Annotated in this window: 12 protein-coding genes; 11 read left to right on the forward strand and 1 reads right to left on the reverse strand. The window is 32.1% G+C overall.

The window, feature by feature from the left end; genetic code table 11:
- Positions 1 to 28 precede the first annotated feature (28 nt).
- The 10 genes from nagB (at position 29) to AC2D6V_RS06370 (ending at position 16,628) form a co-directional block, all read left to right on the forward strand.
- On the forward strand, positions 29 to 1,954 hold the full coding sequence (gene nagB / locus AC2D6V_RS06325) for a glucosamine-6-phosphate deaminase (RefSeq protein WP_484647216.1): 1,926 nt from the start codon (positions 29 to 31) through the stop codon (positions 1,952 to 1,954).
- Positions 1,955 to 1,965: 11 nt separating this feature from the next.
- The gene (locus AC2D6V_RS06330; RefSeq protein WP_484647217.1) at positions 1,966 to 2,394 is read left to right on the forward strand and encodes a hypothetical protein; all 429 of its coding nucleotides are present in this window, start codon (positions 1,966 to 1,968) and stop codon (positions 2,392 to 2,394) included.
- Between the two features lie 30 nt (positions 2,395 to 2,424).
- Positions 2,425 to 4,464 carry a beta-N-acetylhexosaminidase gene (locus tag AC2D6V_RS06335; RefSeq protein WP_484647218.1) on the forward strand — a complete coding sequence of 680 codons (2,040 nt, stop codon included), beginning with the start codon at positions 2,425 to 2,427 and terminating at the stop codon, positions 4,462 to 4,464.
- Between the two features lie 14 nt (positions 4,465 to 4,478).
- Positions 4,479 to 5,330 (forward strand): N-acetylglucosamine kinase, encoded by an 852-nt coding sequence (locus AC2D6V_RS06340; RefSeq protein WP_484647219.1) that lies wholly within the window; start codon positions 4,479 to 4,481, stop codon positions 5,328 to 5,330.
- A 40-nt stretch (positions 5,331 to 5,370) separates the two neighbouring features.
- Positions 5,371 to 8,622 carry a VCBS repeat-containing protein gene (locus AC2D6V_RS06345; RefSeq protein WP_484647220.1) on the forward strand — a complete coding sequence of 1,084 codons (3,252 nt, stop codon included), beginning with the start codon at positions 5,371 to 5,373 and terminating at the stop codon, positions 8,620 to 8,622.
- Positions 8,623 to 8,931: 309 nt separating this feature from the next.
- Complete coding sequence (locus tag AC2D6V_RS06350) at positions 8,932 to 11,262, forward strand: TolC family protein (protein WP_484647221.1); 2,331 nt, start codon at positions 8,932 to 8,934, stop codon at positions 11,260 to 11,262.
- 11 nt (positions 11,263 to 11,273) lie between these two features.
- A complete protein-coding gene (locus AC2D6V_RS06355; protein WP_484647222.1) occupies positions 11,274 to 12,365 on the forward strand; it encodes an efflux RND transporter periplasmic adaptor subunit in 1,092 nt (363 codons plus the stop codon).
- A gap of 16 nt (positions 12,366 to 12,381) precedes the next feature.
- Positions 12,382 to 15,492: an efflux RND transporter permease subunit gene (locus tag AC2D6V_RS06360; RefSeq protein ID WP_484647223.1), complete on the forward strand. Its 3,111-nt coding sequence runs from the start codon at positions 12,382 to 12,384 to the stop codon at positions 15,490 to 15,492.
- Positions 15,493 to 15,494: 2 nt separating this feature from the next.
- The gene (locus tag AC2D6V_RS06365; RefSeq protein ID WP_484647224.1) at positions 15,495 to 16,163 is read left to right on the forward strand and encodes an ion channel; all 669 of its coding nucleotides are present in this window, start codon (positions 15,495 to 15,497) and stop codon (positions 16,161 to 16,163) included.
- 120 nt (positions 16,164 to 16,283) lie between these two features.
- Positions 16,284 to 16,628, forward strand: coding sequence for a hypothetical protein (locus AC2D6V_RS06370; protein ID WP_484647225.1), 345 nt, complete (start codon positions 16,284 to 16,286; stop codon positions 16,626 to 16,628).
- Between the two features lie 55 nt (positions 16,629 to 16,683).
- Here AC2D6V_RS06370 and AC2D6V_RS06375 read toward each other — a convergent pair whose 3' ends face one another.
- Positions 16,684 to 17,706 carry a S1C family serine protease gene (locus AC2D6V_RS06375; RefSeq protein ID WP_484647226.1) on the reverse strand — a complete coding sequence of 341 codons (1,023 nt, stop codon included), beginning with the start codon at positions 17,704 to 17,706 and terminating at the stop codon, positions 16,684 to 16,686.
- 78 nt (positions 17,707 to 17,784) lie between these two features.
- On the opposite strand from AC2D6V_RS06375, the gene AC2D6V_RS06380 reads away from it, so the two are divergent.
- A complete protein-coding gene (locus AC2D6V_RS06380) occupies positions 17,785 to 18,426 on the forward strand; it encodes a hypothetical protein (protein ID WP_484647227.1) in 642 nt (213 codons plus the stop codon).
- The last annotated feature ends 11 nt before the right edge of the window (positions 18,427 to 18,437 follow it).

An 18,437-nucleotide genomic window follows, 5' to 3' on the forward strand; every position in this document is an offset into this window, starting at 1 on the left:
TCAAAAATCATTAACAAGAAAAAGTAAAATGGTGAAAATTGAAAATCATAAAAATATAGCTTACACCGAAGCAGGAACCTTTGAAGAAACCCGTTTTGAAAAAGTACATAATGTAATTTTCAAAGATTCTCAAGAGCCTTCTATTCTTGTAGCTCAAGAAATAGCCTCTTTAATTCGAAAAAAAGCATTAAAGAATGAGTCATGTGTATTAGGTTTAGCGACGGGTTCTTCACCGATTAAGGTTTATGAAGAATTAGTGAGAATGCATAAAGAAGAAGGGTTGAGCTTTTCTAATGTAATTACCTTTAATCTTGATGAGTATTACCCAATGGATAAAAATAGCATTCAAAGTTATTTTTATTTTATGCATGAGCATCTTTTTAATCATGTAGATGTTTTGCCTGAAAATGTTAATATTCCAAATGGAAAAGTTAGCGCAGAAGATCTTTATCAATATTGTATAGATTATGAAATGAAAATTAAATCTCTTGGAGGTTTAGATTTTCAGCTTTTAGGTATAGGTAGAACGGGGCATATAGGTTTTAATGAACCAGGGTCTCATTTAAATTCAAGAACAAGAAGTATTACCCTAGATCATATAACTCGAGTTGATGCTGCTCCCGCTTTTTTAGGTATTGATAATGTACCAAGAAAAGCAATTACCATGGGTATTGGAACTGTAATGAGTGCCAAAAGAATTGTCCTCTTAGCTTGGGGAGCTAATAAGGCAGAAATTGTTAAAGAAACAATTGAAGGAGATATAACTGCCGAAGTACCTGCGACATATTTGCAAAACCATCATAATACTACTTTTATTTTAGATGAAGGTGCTGCATTAGAACTTACTAGAGTTAAAACTCCTTGGTTAGTAACGGCTTGTATCTGGAGTGAGGCATTAAAGCTTAAGGCAGTAGTTTGGCTTTCAGAACTTTTAGGTAAACCTATTTTAAAGTTAACAGATTCCGACTATAATAATAATGGGATGTCTGGTTTGCTTACAGAAGAGGGAACAGCCTACAATTTGAATATAAAAATGTTCAATAAACTACAACATACAATTACTGGTTGGCCAGGAGGAAAACCTAACGCTGATGATACCAACCGTCCTGAAAGAGCTACGCCAGAAAAAAAACGTGTTATTATTTTTAGTCCACATCCAGATGATGATGTCATTTCTATGGGAGGTACTTTTGATAGATTAGTACAGCAAGGACATGACGTTCACGTAGCATATCAAACTTCTGGAAATATTGCTGTATCTGATGAAGAAGCCTTAAAGTTTGCAGAAATAACACAGTCATTATGTCCTGATTGCGATGAAACGCAAAGTATTATTAATTTTCTAAAGATAAAGACCGAGAATGATATTGATTCTGATGAGGTTCGAAAACTAAAAGGATTAATTCGTAGAAGTGAATCTATAGCAGCAACGAGATATTTAGAATTAAGAGATGAGAATGTACACTTTTTAGACTTGCCTTTTTATGAAACAGGTACTATTAAAAAGAATAATATTAGTAACGAAGATGTTGTTATTATGAAGACATTGATAGACGATATAAAACCACATCAAATTTATGCTGCTGGAGATTTGGCAGACCCCCACGGTACTCATAAAGTATGTTTGGATGCTTTATTTTTGGCATTAGAAGATCTAAAACATTATGATTATATGACTGATTGTTGGGTTTGGCTATATCGTGGCGCTTGGCACGAGTGGGAATCTTACCAAATTGAAATGGCTGTTCCTATGAGTCCAGATCAAGTACTTAGAAAACGTCACGCTATTTTTTACCATCAATCACAAAAAGATGGTGTTATGTTTCAAGGAGGAGATTCAAGGGAGTTTTGGGTACGTGCTGAAGATAGAAATAGATTAACGGCCAAAAAGTATAACGATTTAGGTTTGACTGATTATGCGGCAATTGAGGCATTTAAGCGTTATCATTTTTAGGTTCATTTAATATGAAGGTAATTGTTTTGTGTTTGTTTTTGGTTTCTATTTTAAGTTGTAATATTAATAATACTTATAACACAGAATTAAGAGGGACTTGGAAGATGGTCTATGCTGAAGTGATTGAAAATGATTCTTTAAAAGTTAAGAATCTAACAAACACACATTTTATAAAGATTATTAACAAGACCCATTTTGCATTTTTTAATCAAGACAAACAAGTAGATTCAAGTTTTTATAGCGGTGGAGGAACTTATATTTTGAATGATAATGTTTATGTAGAAACCTTAAATTTTACAACGGTTAAAGCTATTAGAAACCATACATTTCCTTTTGAGATAGCATTTAAGGGTGATACATTAATTCAATCTGGGGTAGAACTTGTAAAGGGGGCAAATATTAATCGAAAAATAACCGAAAAGTATATTAAGATAAACTGATAAAATAAATTATCAATTTTAAAATAAGTCATGAGGAAAATCATATTATTTATTGTAATATTTAATTGCTCTAGTAGCACTACAAATGCACAAAATGTATTGCTAGAGAGATATGATTTGATGCCATGGCCTAAAGAAATTTCAGAAAAACCTGCTAAGTTTTATATTAATAGCGACGTTACGATCTCAATAAATGCTGATGATAAGAAACATAGAGTTCGTAATGCCGCTGTTAGTTTTTTAAGAAGACTAAGTAATAGAACAGGGGTGTTTTTAAACGAAGGGTTTCCTTTAAAAAGTCAAGAAGCAAATATTATTATAACATTTGATGAAGTTGCTGAATTAAATGTGAACACTGATGAATCTTATTCATTAGATGTAAATGATTCTTCTATAATTATCAATGCAAAAACAGATATAGGTGCAAATAGAGGGTTAGCAACACTTCTTCAATTAACACAAAACAGCAAAATAGAATATTATTTTCCTGGAGTCTCTATTAAGGATGCTCCAAGATTTGTTTGGCGAGGTTTAATGATTGATGTTGCAAGACATTTTCAACCAATTAATGTGTTAAAAAGAAATCTAGATGCTATGGCTTCTGTTAAGATGAATGTGTTTCATTGGCATTTAACAGACGATCAAGGATTTAGAATAGAATCAAAAAGTTATCCTAGGTTACAAGAGTTTGCTTCAGATGGACAGTTTTACACCCAAGAACAAATAAAAGATGTTGTGGCTTATGCCGATAATTTGGGGATACGAGTTATACCCGAGATTGATGTGCCTGGACATGCATCTGCGTTATTAACTGCTTACCCTGAATTGGGAAGTAGTGAAGGTTTTCATTATGCTATAGAAAGATATTCAGGAGTTTTTGACCCAACGCTGGATCCTACCAACGAAAAGACTTATGAGTTTCTAGAAAATTTATTTTCTGAAATAGTACCATTATTTCCAGATGAATATTTTCATATTGGAGGAGATGAAAATGAAGGGAAGCATTGGGATGAAAATGAACAGATTCAAACTTTTAAAAAAGAACACGGTTTAGAAACAAACCATGATTTGCAAACCTATTTCAATATTAAATTAGAAAAAATTCTGTCCAAACTTGACAAAAAACTTATGGGTTGGGATGAAATTATGACACCAGATATGCCTACAACGGCTGTTATTCATTCTTGGAGAGGTGAAAACGAAGGATTACCTAATGGTGGGTCTTTAATTAATGCGGCAAAACGAGGATATCAAACCGTATTGTCTAATGGGTATTATATTGACAGGATGCTCTCGGTTGAGCACCATTACAGTGTTGATCCCATTGGGAACATTAAATTGTCAGATGAAGAACGTTATAAAATTTTAGGTGGCGAAGCCACAATGTGGAGCGAGCTGGTAACACCTTTGACCATTGATTCAAGAATATGGCCTAGAACGGCCGCAATTGCCGAACGTTTTTGGTCTCCAAAAGTTATTAATGATGTTGATAATATGAAAAAACGTCTTGAAAAAGTATCTTTTCAATTAGAAGAATTAGGGGTAGCACATATTAGAAATAGAGATGTTATTTTAAGAAGCATGACTAATAATCAAGATATTTCTTCACTAGTTATGTTATCTAAAATATGTGAGCCTTTAAAAGTATACGAGCGAAATAAGGACGGAGTTGAATATAAAACCTTCTCCCCTTTTACCTTGTTTGCCGATGCTTGTGTAGTTGATGCTGAAGATGCGGCGAGGTTTAATAAATTAGTCTCTACATTTATTAAGCAACCCAAAAAATCAACAGAAATAGTAAACTACTTAAATCTTTGGGCTAAAAACTATACCGCATTTTCAAAACTTAATAGAAACCCAAAAATAACTCCTTTAGAAGAACTATCTAAGAGCTTATCTAGCGCGTCTCAAATACTTTTTCAGTCAATAGAAACGAATTCTATAAATTCAATAAGTCTAGATTCTTTAAAAAACCATCTAGCTACATTGGAAAAACCTCATGCAGATGTTGAAGTTGCTATTACTAAATCCTTGAGATTATTAATGACGTTTTGTGAATCAAATTACTAATAAGTTTCCGAAAGATGATTTTAATAGCCGATAGTGGTTCGACTAAATGTGATTGGGTTCTTTACAATCAAAACAAAGCCAATCCTATTAAAATTAGAACAAAGGGATTAAATCCTGTTATCTTATCAAAGAAAAAGCTTAAATCCATTATTACTAAGAATGAGGATCTATTTAGTTACAAAGACTTAATAACGTCCGTTCATTTTTTTGGAGCAGGTTGCGGTACTAAAAAAAATCAGAAAAAAGTAAATAGTATTCTTAACTCTTTTTTTAAAAATGCCAGAGCATCTACTCACGAAGATATTATGGCTGCCGTTTATGCAACTACATCAAGTCCTGCCGTGGTTTGTATTTTAGGTACAGGTTCTAATTGTTGTTATTTTGATGGGACTACAACCCACTTAAAATCGCCTGCACTTGGTTATATGTTGATGGATGAGGGAAGTGGTAATTTTTTTGGAAAAGAATTATTAAAAGCCTATTATTATAATCGAATGCCAAAATCTTTAAGTAAGATTTTTGAGAGTGATTGTAATTTAAAAGAAAAGGAAGTTGTAAAGAAACTATACAAATCGCCAACTCCCAACAAATACTTGGCGCAATTTGCTCGTTTTTTGTTTGAACATGAAAAACATCCTTTTATTAGAAAAGTTTTATTAGATGGAATAAGTAAGTTTATTGAAAATAATATCATGCAATATGAAGAAGAATTAAAAAAAGTTCCTCTCCATTTTGTTGGTTCTATTGCTTATTTTGCTCAAGATTATATTCAAGAATTATTAAAGGAAAAAGGTTTAAAAGCAACACATTTTGTTAGAAGACCAATCGATAATATTATAACTAATATTGTTAGTGAATCTATTTAAACAAGGATACGCAGTTTTCGTTTACGTGCTAATATTTCTATTGGCATTACTCACAGCTTGTTCAAAAGAAAAAATAGAATCTAACCCCACCACTCTTTTTACCTTAATAGATAACCAGCACAATAATATTCACTTTAAAAATACTGTAAAAGAGGATCTTTATTTTAATTTTATTAATTATTCATATATCTATAATGGTGCAGGGGTAGCTGTAGGAGATATTAATAATGATGGGTTAGAAGATTTGTATTTCACTTCTAACCAAAATTCTAATAGGCTTTATCTAAATAAGGGTGATCTTAAGTTTGAAGATATAACAGAAATGTCTGGTGCTTCAGATGAAAATGGCTGGACTACAGGTGTTAGTATGATAGATATAAATAACGATGGTTGGTTAGATATTTATGTTTGTAAATCCGGTTCATTAAATAGTCATGAGCTAAGAAAAAATAAATTGTTTATCAACCAAAAGAACAATACGTTTAAGGAGTCAGCGGGAAATTATGGATTAGATCATTACGGATTTTCTGTTCAAGCTTATTTTTTTGATTATGATAGCGATGCCGATTTAGATATGTACTTGGTTAATCACCGAGCAGATTTTAGAAACAACACAAATATTGATGCAGAGATACAGAAGACCAAAGAACCATATAGTTCAGATCAACTATTCAGAAATGATGGTGAAATTTTCACTAACATAACAAAAGAGGCTGGTGTTGAAAATAAAGCGTGGGGGCTAAGTGCTTCCATTGGTGATTTTAATAATGATGATTTACTTGATATTTATGTAGCTAACGACTTTCTTGAACCAGATTTTCTATACATTAATCAGGGTAATGAAACTTTTAAAGATGAAATACTAAACAGATTTAAACATATTTCTACCAATAGCATGGGGTCAGATTATGCAGATATTAATAATGACTTACTACCAGATTTAATAACGCTAGATATGATGGCGGAGGATCATATTAGAAGTAAAGAGAATATGGCAACAATGAGTACCGAAAATTTTAATACGCTTGTTAATGCAGATTATCATTATCAGTACATGTCTAATATGTTTCAACTCAATAATGGAAACGGCATATTTAGTGAAATTGGACAACTTGCAGGAATAGCTAAAACAGATTGGAGCTGGGCGCCATTAATTGCCGATTTTGATAACGATGGTTATAATGATTTGTTTATAACTAACGGGATTGAACATGATTTGTCTAATCAGGATTTCAGAAATCAAATGAAAACTAATATTCGAAATCGTAAAAAAGTTTCTTTAGACCAAGCTATTAATATGATGCCCTCAAACAAGCTTAGTAATTATATTTTTAAGAATAATACAGACTTGACATTTGATAATGCGACAATAGAATGGGGCATGAATCAAGAAGTTAATTCAACTGGTGCAATTTATTCTGATTTGGATAATGATGGCGACTTAGATATTGTTTTAAATAACCAATCTGATGAAGTGCATGTTTATAGAAACAACTCTAATAATAATTATATTACGATTTCATTAGAGGGACCTTCGAAAAATAAAAACGGTATAGGAGCATCAGTAGCTGTATATACAGATAGCATCAAACAATTTAAGGAGTTGTTTGTTAGTCGAGGTTATCAGTCTTCCGTAACAAATAAAGTTCACTTTGGTTTAAGAAATTATTCGACAATAGATAGTGTTGTTGTTAATTGGCCAAATGGAGATTCACAGATTATTTTAAATCCTAACATCAATTCACTTTTTACAGCAAATTATAAGGATGCTCATATTAAAAAACAAAATGCTTCACAGGTTCAGCCTCTGTTTGAAAATATAGACCCAAAAACTCTTGGTATAGATTATATACAGATGGAAAATAACTTTAACGACTACGATCTCCAATTATTGTTACCTCAAAAACAGTCAGAAAAAGGCAAAGCTTTAGCTATTGGAGATATTAATAATGATGGTTTAGACGATTTCTTTGTTGGTAATGCCAAAAACTCAAAAGCATCATTATATCAGCAACAACCAAATGGTAATTTTATAGAAACAAATAGTGATTTGTTTAACTTAGAAAAGGGTTTCGAAGATACTGACGCTGTTTTTTTTGATGTTGATAATGATAATGACCAAGATCTTTATGTTGCTTCTGGGGGTTATGAATTTAAAGAAGGAAGCATATACCTTAAAGATAGATTATATATTAACAATGGTTCTGGCCATTTTATTAAGGCAAATAACTTACCAGAAATTTTAATTAATTCGCAAAGTATTTCAGTTGACGATTACGACAACGATGGAGATGTAGATGTTTTTATTGGTGGCGGTGTAATACATGGAAAATATCCTTTATCATATGATTCCTATTTACTTAAAAATGAAAAGGGGAAATTGATTAATGTTTCATCCAATGTATTTAAAAGCGGCAAAGATTTGAGAATAGTAAATGATGCTATTTTTTCTGATTACGATAATGATGGAGATAAAGATTTAATTGTAGTAGGCGAGTGGATGCCTATTACTCTATTTGAAAACAAGAATGATGAATTCTTAAAAAAAGAGAGTGAGTCTTTTAAGAATTCAGATGGCTGGTATCAAAGTATAAAAGAGTGTAATTTTGATAATGAAGGGAGCAAAAATTACATTGTTGGAAATTGGGGAAATAATAATAAATTTCATCCTAGCAAAGAAAAACCATTACATATTTACGCAGACTATTTAGATGATAATACGACTTTTGATGTTGTTCTTAGTAAAGTTTCAAAAACTGGAGATTTATTGCCAGTTAGAGGTAAGGAATGCTCATCGCAACAAACCCCATTCATAAATGATAAACTCAAAACATATAATGCTTTTGCAAATGCTACGCTATCCGATATTTATGGCGAAAACAAACTAAGCAAAGCGTTACATTATAAAGCATATACTTTTAATTCTGTGTTTTTAAAAGGTAATAGCAATGGAAGTTTTGAAATTGTTGATTTACCTAATCAATCACAATTTTCACCAACACTTTCAACCGAAGTCTTAGATATAAATAATGATGGTTACTTGGATGTTTTTGGTGTGGGAAATATATTTGACGCCGAAGTAGAAACTATTCGATATGATGCATCTATGGGTTATTTATTATTAGGTTCTCAAAACAAATCTTTTTCTTTTTTACATGATATGAGTTACTTAAATATGGAAGAGACGAAGGCTATAAAGAAAATTATTATTAATAAATCGCCCCATTTAATTCAACTTAATAAAAACAGTAGTTTGACAATATTAAAGGTAAAAGTTCATGATAAATTCTAAATCTTGATAAGATAATTGAATTTATCAGTACCCTAAAAACAAAAAATCCCGTAAACAACAATGTTTCGGGATTTTTTTGTGGTACCTCCAGTAGCTTATTATTTTACACTTCTATATAACTATGTACATCTGTATGCATAGACTAAGAGTTTCTTTATTTTATAAATGTACTTGTGTGATTCTGTATACTAGTGAGTATTCAAGAGCATATTTGAGATTTAATATTTATGAGGTTAGAACTTTAAAAATTAATTACCACGTTTGAATTATATATAAAAGTGTTATTTTTATAGAAAAACTAACCACCTTATGAAAAGAATTTTTGTGTTTTTCTTTGCTCTAATTTTGCAATTAAGTTTTTCTCAAACCATAGAAATAGGTCTTTTAACAGATAGAGATACCCCTGAAGTACAACCTTTACTTGAACAATTAAAAACTGAAATTAGAGCAGTTTTAGGTCAAGATAAAACGGTAAGCTTCAAAAAAGTACTTTCAAATAACTATAATTTAGAAACGGCAAAAGCTAACTACCAATCATTGGTTAATAGTGATGCAGATATTATTTTGTCTTTTGGTGTGGTGGATAATATAGTTTTAAGTCAACAGGAAAAGTATACCAAACCTGTTATTGTTTTTGGTTCAATTAATTCTGATTTTATAAATCTACCTCCTGAACAGAAAACATCGGGGATTAATAACATTACATATATCATAGCCCCGCTATCTTATAAAAAAGATTTAGATGCCTTTAAAACTATCTTTGATTATAAAAAAATAGGAATCATAATGGATGACTATTTATTAGAAACACTCCCTTTGGCATCTGTTTTTGATCCTTATTTCGAAAATGAAAATAAGCAATATAAAATTATTCCATTGTCTAAAGAAGGTATAAGAGATGCTGATATGGATGGCATTGATGCGGTTTATGTAACAGGTGGTTTTAATTTAAATGAAAGTGATTTTAGTCAAATAGCAAGAAAAATTAATAGTAAACAATTACCATCTTTTTCTGCAAGTCGAATTCGCGATGTAAAACTTGGTATTTTAGCCACTAATCAGCCACAAACTAATATAGACCAATTCTTTAGAAGAATAGCATTAAATGTAGAAGCAATATCTAGTGGTATTAACGCCTCAGAATTGCCACTATTATTAGAATACAAGCAGAAACTCACTATTAATTACGACACTGCCAAACTTATTGGTTTTCCATTGCGTTATGCTATGTTGGGCTCAGTAGATTTTATTGGTGGTGACAGAAAACGGTTTAATGTTAATTCAATCTCAATATTAGATATTATTGAAGATGTATTAGAACAGAATTTAAGTTTAGCTTCTTCAAAAAAAGGAGTTGAATTATCTAGTCAGGATGTGAAAACAGCAAAAAGTGGATATTTGCCAAATTTAACCGCTGGTGCAAATGCTTTTTATTTAGATCCTAAAGTAGCTGAAATTTCCAATGGAGCAAACCCGGAATTTTCTACTTCTGGAAATATTATACTAGAACAACTTATTTATTCAGAAAGTGCATCAGCCAATATTGATATTCAAAAAGAGTTATTTAATGCACAACAAGAGGTTTATAATACAAATGAGTTAGACGCTTTACTTAACGCAAGTGTTGCTTATTTTAATGCTTTAGTTTTAAAAACAAATACGGGGATTCAAAATCAGAACTTGCAATTAACAAGACGTAATTTGGAAATAGCAGTACAAAATTATGAAGGCGGAGAATCTGGTAAATCAGATGTCTTGCGATTCCGCAGTCAGTTAGCGCAGAATACCCAAAACCTTATTGATGCAGATAACCAATTAAAACAAGGTTACTATACCATTAATCAATTGATGAATCAACCCATTTCTAAAGAAATAGATATTGATGATGCAGAATTGTCGGAAGGAGTTTTTAAAAATTATAAATATGAAGATTTTTATACAATTCTAGATAATCCAAAATTGCGTCCCTATCTCTTAGAATTCTTGGTTGAAGAAGCTAAAAAAAATGCACCAGAACTTAAAAACATAAGCTATAACCTTAACGCAAATGAACGTACCTACAAATTAAATGATTGGGGACGTTTTATACCAACGGTTGCTTTGCAAGGTCAATATAATTTAGCGCTTTCTCAGTCTGGAGTTGGATCAACTTTACCATCAGGTATTCCTGTCGCTCCTGATGGCACTTATAATGTTGGTTTAAACTTATCTTTACCAATTTTTAATCAAAACCAAAGAAATATTAATCGTCAAACAGCAGTAATCCAAGCAGACCAATTAACATATGAAAAAGAAAATATTGAATTAAGTATTGAAAAAAACGTGAATGATATTATTCTCGATTTAACAGGTCAGATTGCAAATATTGAAATTTCTAAAGTGGCAGAAAGTACTGCAAAAGAGAGTTTAGAACTTACACAGAACGCATATAAAGAAGGCGCTGTGCCAGTAATACAATTAATAGATGCGCAAACCAATTATCTACAGGCACAATTAGGCAGGGCAACAGCAACGTATAATTATTTATTAATATCTATGCAACTAGAACGAGCTATTGGTTATTTCTTTTTGGTACATACTGAATCTGAAAATCAAGAATTTATACAAAGAATTAATACTTACATTTTAAGTAAAAACTAACAAACTCAATTATGAAAATTAATAAACTATCACTATTAACCTTATTAAGTCTTGTAACTTTCATTTCATGTAAAGAAGAGCAAAAAGTAAAAGAAACTATTTTGCGCCCTGTAAAATATGAAGTTGTTGGAACTTCAAACGTTCAGGGTACAAGGGTATATAGCGGAACAGCAAAGGCAAGTGATGCCATAGGTTTAAGTTTTAGAAGCGGCGGTATTATCACGAAAGTGAACCATTGGAAAGGGGCACAGGTTAAAAAAGGAGATGTTATCGCAAGATTGGATAATGTTGAGGCAAATTTGGCATATGAACAATCTGTTTCAGCCTTAAATGCAGCAAAATCTAGTATGAATACTTCTAAATCAAGTTTGGATAGAATTAAGTCATTATATGAAAAAGGAAGCAATTCATTAAGCGATTATGAACAGGCTAAAAACTCGTATCAATCAGCTTTGGATCAGTTTGAATCGGCAAAACGAAATAAAAGCATACAAGCCACTCAACTAAGTTATGGTGTTATTACAGCTCCAAAAGATGGCGTTATTGTTTGGACAGACGGTGCAGTTAATGAGCAAGTTTCGGCTGGTCATCAATTTGCAGAATTGAACGCAGGTAAAGACATGAAGGTTGAGGTTGGATTACCAGAGGCCGTTATTAATAAGGTAAAAGTTGATATGCCTACCAAAATTGAGTTTTCGGCTATTGAGGATAAAGTTTTTGAAGGTAGAGTTTTTGAAGTATCACCAAGTATAGACCCTAATTCTTCGACCTACATTACTGCTGTTGCAATAATTAATCCAATTCCAGAAATTAAATCAGGTATGGCAACAAATGTCATCTTTGATTTTGCACAAGGTGAGGCTTCTTCAAGTGATGCGTTGGTTATACCTGTGAAGTCAGTAGGTGAAGATGGTAATGGTAATTTTGTTTTTATTGTTGATTCAAGCGATGGACAAATTGGAACTGTAAAAAAACAAAGGATTGATTTAGGTGAGCTAACACCGTCTGGGTTTGAAGTAATAAAGGGCTTAAATTCTGGAGACAAAATAGCTACTGCTGGCTTGCAAACTTTGTTGGATGGTCAAAAAGTAAGACTACAATAATTTAAAAAGGAACCTTATGAATCTTACTGAATTTTCAATAAATCGTAATCGTGTTGTTTTAAGTATCCTTGCTGTTGTTATGGTCATGGGTATGTTGTTTTACGCGTCACTTTCAAGAGATAGTATGCCACCATATACTATTAGGGTGGCATCGGTAGTTTCATCCTTCCCTGGCGCAAGTCCAGAACGAGTTGAAGAATTGGTTAGTGATAAAATTGAAAAAGTAGCACAGGAATTACCCGAATTAAAAGTTGTAAAAAGTACATCTCGTACAGGGCTTTCTGTAGTTCAGGTCGAACTTAAAATGGAAGTTTCTCCAGATCAGTTACAACCTGTTTGGGATAGACTACGTCGAAAATTAAATACTATTCAAGGCTTACCAAGTAATGTCCAACCACAATTGAGAGATGACGGTATAGGCGAAGTATTTGGTATTGCAGTAGGTTTGATATCAGATGGTTATGACTATGCGGAAATGAAAGATTATGCCGACGATTTGAGGGATGATTTGATAAAGTTGGAAGATGCTGCTAAAGTTGAGCTAAATGGAGAACAAGAAGAACGAGTTTTTGTAGAGTTTGAAAACACTAGATTGAAGACTTATGGCTTGACTGCTAGTAGACTTAAAAATATTATTAGTAGCACTAATATTTTAAGTTCAGGAGGAACTATTAACGTTGAGTCTGAGCGTATTATTCTTGAGCCTACTGGTAATTTTAGCGATTTAAAGTCTATCCAAGAGATGTTGATTCCTGTTGGAGAAAGCGGACAAGTAATAGCTCTAGAGGACATTACAAATGTAAAAAAAGGGTATATCAACCCGCCAAAACAAAAAGTGCGCATTAACGGTTTGGATGCTATCTCTTTACATGTATCTTTAAAAGATGGCGCTAATATTATTAAATTAGGAGAGGAAATAGATGTACTACTTTCCAAATGGCAGGATAAATTACCAGTTGGTTTAGAGGTGTCTCGTTTGGCTTCTATTGATAGATACATCGATTTAAAAATTAGTGATTTTATTGGAAACCTTTTACAAGCCATTGCTATTGTTTTAGCAGTAATGCTATTCTTTTTAGGAATAAGAACAGGATTGGTCATAGCAAGCTTAATTCCTATTGTAACTATTACCACTCTCATGGTCATGGGGTTAATTGATGTTGGATTAAATCAAATTTCTTTAGCTGCTTTAATAATGGCATTAGGTATGATGGTTGATAATGCAATTGTTGTTGCAGAATCGGTTATGGTGAAAATGGAGGCAGGCATTCCCGTTAAAAAGGCTGCCATAGATTCGTGTTCAGAATTATTTACGCCATTACTTATTTCAACATTAACAACCTCTGCAGCATTTTTGGCCTTCTTTATGGCAGAATCGGTAATGGGAGATATCATGGGGCCTATTTTCGTGGTTATAACAATAGCCCTATTGTCTTCTTGGATTATAGCTTTAAGTGTTATAACCCTATTCTGTGTGTTTTTCCTTAAGGTAAAACCAAAAGAAGCTGGAAAAGTAAGCTTCTTAGATAAATTAATTAACGGATTAAAAAACAAGTATAAGGATTTAATCTTAGTAGCGCTCAACTGGAAAAAATCAGTATTAGTGCTTATAGTTTTTATGTTCTTTTTATCTATTTTCGGATTTGGTCTTTTAGGCTTTGTATTCTTCCCAGATAGTGACCGTAATATGATAACAGTTGATGTTAATTTACCAGAGAATACAAAAATTGAAAGTACAACAGCTGTTATTTTGGCACTTGAGGACTTTATGGAAAAAGAACTAAAAGTAACAGTAGACAAACCAGATGGAATTGAAGATTGGTCGGCTTATATAGGCGAAGGGCCTTCCGCTTACGATTTAGGTTATAATGCAGATGAAGCTAATTCTAATTATGCACATATTTTAATTAATACCTCTTCTTTTTTGGTGAATAATCTCATGGTTGAAAAACTAGATGCGTTCAGTTTCGAAAATTTTCCAAATGCCGATATTAAAGTTGGTTTGCTAGGTTCTGGCGGCGGCGGAACTCCTATTGAAATTGAAGTATCGGGGGATGACCCAGATAAATTAGCAAATATCTCCGAAGAAATTAAAGCAAAGTTATTTACCATTTCTGGAACAAAAAATATTAAAGACGATTGGGGACCTAAAGGGAAGAAATTTGTTATTGATATTGATCAAAATAAAGCACAAACTGCTGGCGTTACAAATCAAGATATTGCGACATCACTACAAACCGTTTTAGATGGTTTTCAAGCAGGTGAGTATCGGGAAGGCGATAAATCCATTCCAATCATAATGAAGAGTAACCAAAGCAAGCAACAATCATTATCGTCATTAGAAACCTTAAATATATATGCGCAAAGTTCAGGAAAAAGCGTCCCTTTATTACAGGTAGCGACTATCATTCCCGAATGGCAATACTCTAAAATAAAGCGTGTTGATTTAACAAGAACGATTAAGGTGTCAAGCGAATTAACAACTACAGGTAATGCTTCTGAAGTAACTCAAGCGATTACACCCTGGCTAGAAGAACAAAAAGATGGTTGGGGTAAAGACTATACTTATGAATTAGGAGGGGATGCTAAAAGTTCTGCCGAAAACATGGGAGCAGTTGCCGGCTATTTACCACTTTCAGCTTTTATTATTGTAATGCTATTAATCATTCAATTTAATTCATTCAGAAAAATGGTGATGATCGTTTGCACCATTCCGTTGGGAGTTATTGGGATGGTTTTGGGACTTTTATTGTTTGGTGTGCCCTTCGGGTTTATGGCATTTTTGGGAGTGATTTCTTTAGCAGGTATAGTTATTAATAATGCCATCGTTTTAGTAGATAGAATTGAGATTGAAGAATCGGAATTAAAACGTAAACCACAAGATGCTATTATAGCAGCATGTTTACAGCGTTTTAGGCCAATATTATTAGCAACTTTTACAACAGTATTGGGTCTAATTCCTTTATATCTTGGTGGAGGCGAAATGTGGGAACCTATGGCGGTAACTATTATGGTTGGTTTATTATTTGGAACTGTAATTACATTACTATTTATTCCAGCATTTTATAGCGTGATGTATAAAGTGAATTATAAAGATTATGAGTTTAATGATGCGCTTTTAGATTAGGAATGTTAAAACGTTTATATCCATATCGATTTGAGATATTCTTCTTTAGTCAAATAGCTATTTTGTTTGGGTCGTTAATTGTACCATCAATTATTTTTGAAACCTTTTTATCTCCTGCATTATTTCTATTGAATTTATTAGCAGGAATAGTGCTTTTATTAAAGCAAAAAAAAGTCATGTGGTTTTTAGTGCTACTGCTTGTTATTAGTGCTTTTTTATTAGGTTCTAATTTAATAGAAACTACTCATGAAGCTTTAGTGAGATTTATTGAAATGGGAACTTACTTTTTGTTTTACATTGTAGTAACGTCAGAAATTATAAAGCAAGTGTGGCAAGCAAAAAAAGTAAGTAAAAATGTAATATTTGGACTGGTTAGCGGATACATTTCTCTTGGTTTAATAGGATTTTTTATCTGTTTAAGTATTGAAATGGCATACCCCAATTCATTTTCAGGCTTAATAGAAGGTATTTCAATTACTGAAAATTTAATGTACTATAGTTATATCACGCTTTTAACTATTGGTTATGGAGATGTTTTACCTATTAGTGCTTTAGCACATAAAGCAGCTATTTTAATTGGTTTAATGGGGCAAATTTACTTAGTTGTTATAACAGCAATTGTTGTTGGAAAATACATAAATCAAAGCAGCCAAAATGACATTAAAAATTAATAAAAAAAACAAGAACGAATTTTTAAAATATAATCACAAACAATTTAAAATATGAAATCATTTAAAGTATTATTGACATTTGCATTCCTCTTTCTAACTGCAAGCTCTTTTTCACAACAGATGACAGAAAAACAAAAAGAAAGGGAACAGAACAAAGTGAATATCTTCACTTCTGAAGAGAAGAGCAATCTCCAACGTTTCTATGCAGATGAAGTTACTAAAATGAAGCTGTCTGAGGAAAAAAGAGAAAAGTATTATAACATTCTTTTATTTCATACTTATGACATGTCAAGGTTAGATGATAAAGATAAAGATTATACTGATAGTGAAATTGCTGAAAAATTCAATAGCATTCAGGGCAAAATGAATGTTAAAATGAAAACATTATTAACACCTGAACAGTACATAATACACCTAGAGACTTTTAGTAAGATTATATATAGTGTGAGTAGAAAAAAGAACTAGGGAAAATAATAATTATTTGTCATTGAAATCCAAAAAACAAGTTTACATTTATTCCTTATAAAGATTTTAAAATGATAATTTTTCCTTCACGGAAAACAGTCATTTCAAATTTAGGATTTTTATCTAAGCTGTTTGCGAAGTCTGCTATTTTTAATAGCGCATCGTCTGTAACTTCATATTTTATATTATTAAAGGCCAATATAATATCACCGCCCAAAATTAATTTCTTATTACCAATAATTACCTCTGTATCACCTTCTTTTACCCCCATTTTGTCAAACAAAGAAGCGGAAGCAATACGCTGAACCAAGAGGCCATTAGATTGAGGTAGGTTAAATAATTTAGCATCTTTCCCAGATAGGGAATATAATTCTGCTCCAAACCACGGCATTTTATTATTTAATAGAAGTTTAGTAGCTAAATTAGAACTTGAAGCATAGCCAATACCATCTGACCCACCTGAATTAGAAGTAATATGACTTACAATCCCTATAACTTCGCCGTTTAAGTTAAACATAGGCCCTCCAGAATTGCCTTGGTTTATGGCCGCATCGGTTTGAATAAAATCGGTATTGGTAAATGGATTTTTCCCAAGATATTGTTTTTTAAATCCACTAATATATCCCGAAGATAGTGAAAAACCCACCCCCAATGGTACACCAATAATAAATACACGTTGTCCAATTTTCATCTCGTTAGAGTCACCAAATTTTACAATTGTGGCATTAGTTTTTGGTCTAGATAATCCTAATAATGCTATATCTGCGCTATCATAGGAAGTAATTACTTTAGCCGGTATAGTTTCTCCATCTGAAAACTGTACAACTAAAGTATCGGGCACTTTTACAACATGAGCTGCAGTTACGACTAGTTTATTTGATACCATGAAACCTGAGCCTAAACCTGAACTCGTAATGGTTTGAGAAACATTATTCGGTGATGTGACTATATTGTTTTCCTGTGTGTAAATAGCAACAACCGCTGGACTTACTTTTTCGTAGATAGGTGATAAGTCTTGGGCGGCTAATGACATGAAAAATAAGGCCCAAATTGTAAACATCAAAATTGTTTTCTTCATAGCAAATCCATATTTTTATATAGCTATAAAGTTACTTATTATTAAGTAAACTTAAAAAGCATAAACAATTATGTAATCATGAGAAAAAATATAATTTTTAGTGTTTTAATTTCTGTTATTCTAACAAGTTGCGCTTCTACTTTATCTTCAAGTTATACTAAAGAAGGCTATAACGGAGAAAATTATAGGAAAATTGCTGTTATAGGAATGAGTAATGATTTAAATGCTCGTTTAGCTTTTGAAAATAAAGCAGTGGATTTATTAAAAGAAAATAATATTAATGCTGTTGTAGGGGTTAATATGTTTCCACAAAAAATGCCAAAGGAAGCTCAAACACCAGAAAATTACATTCAAATTATAAAAGATAATAATTTAGATGGTATTTTAACTATAAGTCTGATTGATGTAAATGATAGTCATCGTTACCAAACTGGTCAGTCTTATTCAGTACCAGCTGGATATTATCGAGTAGGTAAATATATTTACAGACGTTATGTTACTATTAATGAACCAGGGTATTATGTTCCAACAAAATCTTATGTTTTAGAAGCTGTTTTTTATAATTTAAAGGGAGAGCTGACTACAGGTAAAGATACTTGGGTATGGACAGGAGAATCATCACTGGTAGACCCTTCATCATTGCAATCGGCAGCAAATAATTTTTGCAATCAACTGATTAACCAGATAGTTAAAGATGGAGTCATTCTTTTTCAAGAATAAGTTTCTTTGAT

The organism is Algibacter sp. YIN40 (assembly GCF_057219435.1).

What these genes read in the sequence shown, in the direction of transcription:
- AC2D6V_RS06375 (WP_484647226.1), bottom strand. Translation starts at nt 17,706, where the DNA reads ATGAAGAAAACAATTTTGATGTTTACAATTTGGGCCTTATTTTTCATG.
- AC2D6V_RS06330 (WP_484647217.1), top strand. Translation starts at nt 1,966, where the DNA reads ATGAAGGTAATTGTTTTGTGTTTGTTTTTGGTTTCTATTTTAAGTTGT.
- AC2D6V_RS06355 (WP_484647222.1), top strand. Translation starts at nt 11,274, where the DNA reads ATGAAAATTAATAAACTATCACTATTAACCTTATTAAGTCTTGTAACT.
- AC2D6V_RS06370 (WP_484647225.1), top strand. Translation starts at nt 16,284, where the DNA reads ATGACAGAAAAACAAAAAGAAAGGGAACAGAACAAAGTGAATATCTTC.
- AC2D6V_RS06335 (WP_484647218.1), top strand. Translation starts at nt 2,425, where the DNA reads ATGAGGAAAATCATATTATTTATTGTAATATTTAATTGCTCTAGTAGC.
- AC2D6V_RS06360 (WP_484647223.1), top strand. Translation starts at nt 12,382, where the DNA reads ATGAATCTTACTGAATTTTCAATAAATCGTAATCGTGTTGTTTTAAGT.
- nagB (WP_484647216.1), top strand. Translation starts at nt 29, where the DNA reads ATGGTGAAAATTGAAAATCATAAAAATATAGCTTACACCGAAGCAGGA.
- AC2D6V_RS06380 (WP_484647227.1), top strand. Translation starts at nt 17,785, where the DNA reads ATGAGAAAAAATATAATTTTTAGTGTTTTAATTTCTGTTATTCTAACA.
- AC2D6V_RS06365 (WP_484647224.1), top strand. Translation starts at nt 15,495, where the DNA reads ATGTTAAAACGTTTATATCCATATCGATTTGAGATATTCTTCTTTAGT.
- AC2D6V_RS06350 (WP_484647221.1), top strand. Translation starts at nt 8,932, where the DNA reads ATGAAAAGAATTTTTGTGTTTTTCTTTGCTCTAATTTTGCAATTAAGT.
- AC2D6V_RS06340 (WP_484647219.1), top strand. Translation starts at nt 4,479, where the DNA reads ATGATTTTAATAGCCGATAGTGGTTCGACTAAATGTGATTGGGTTCTT.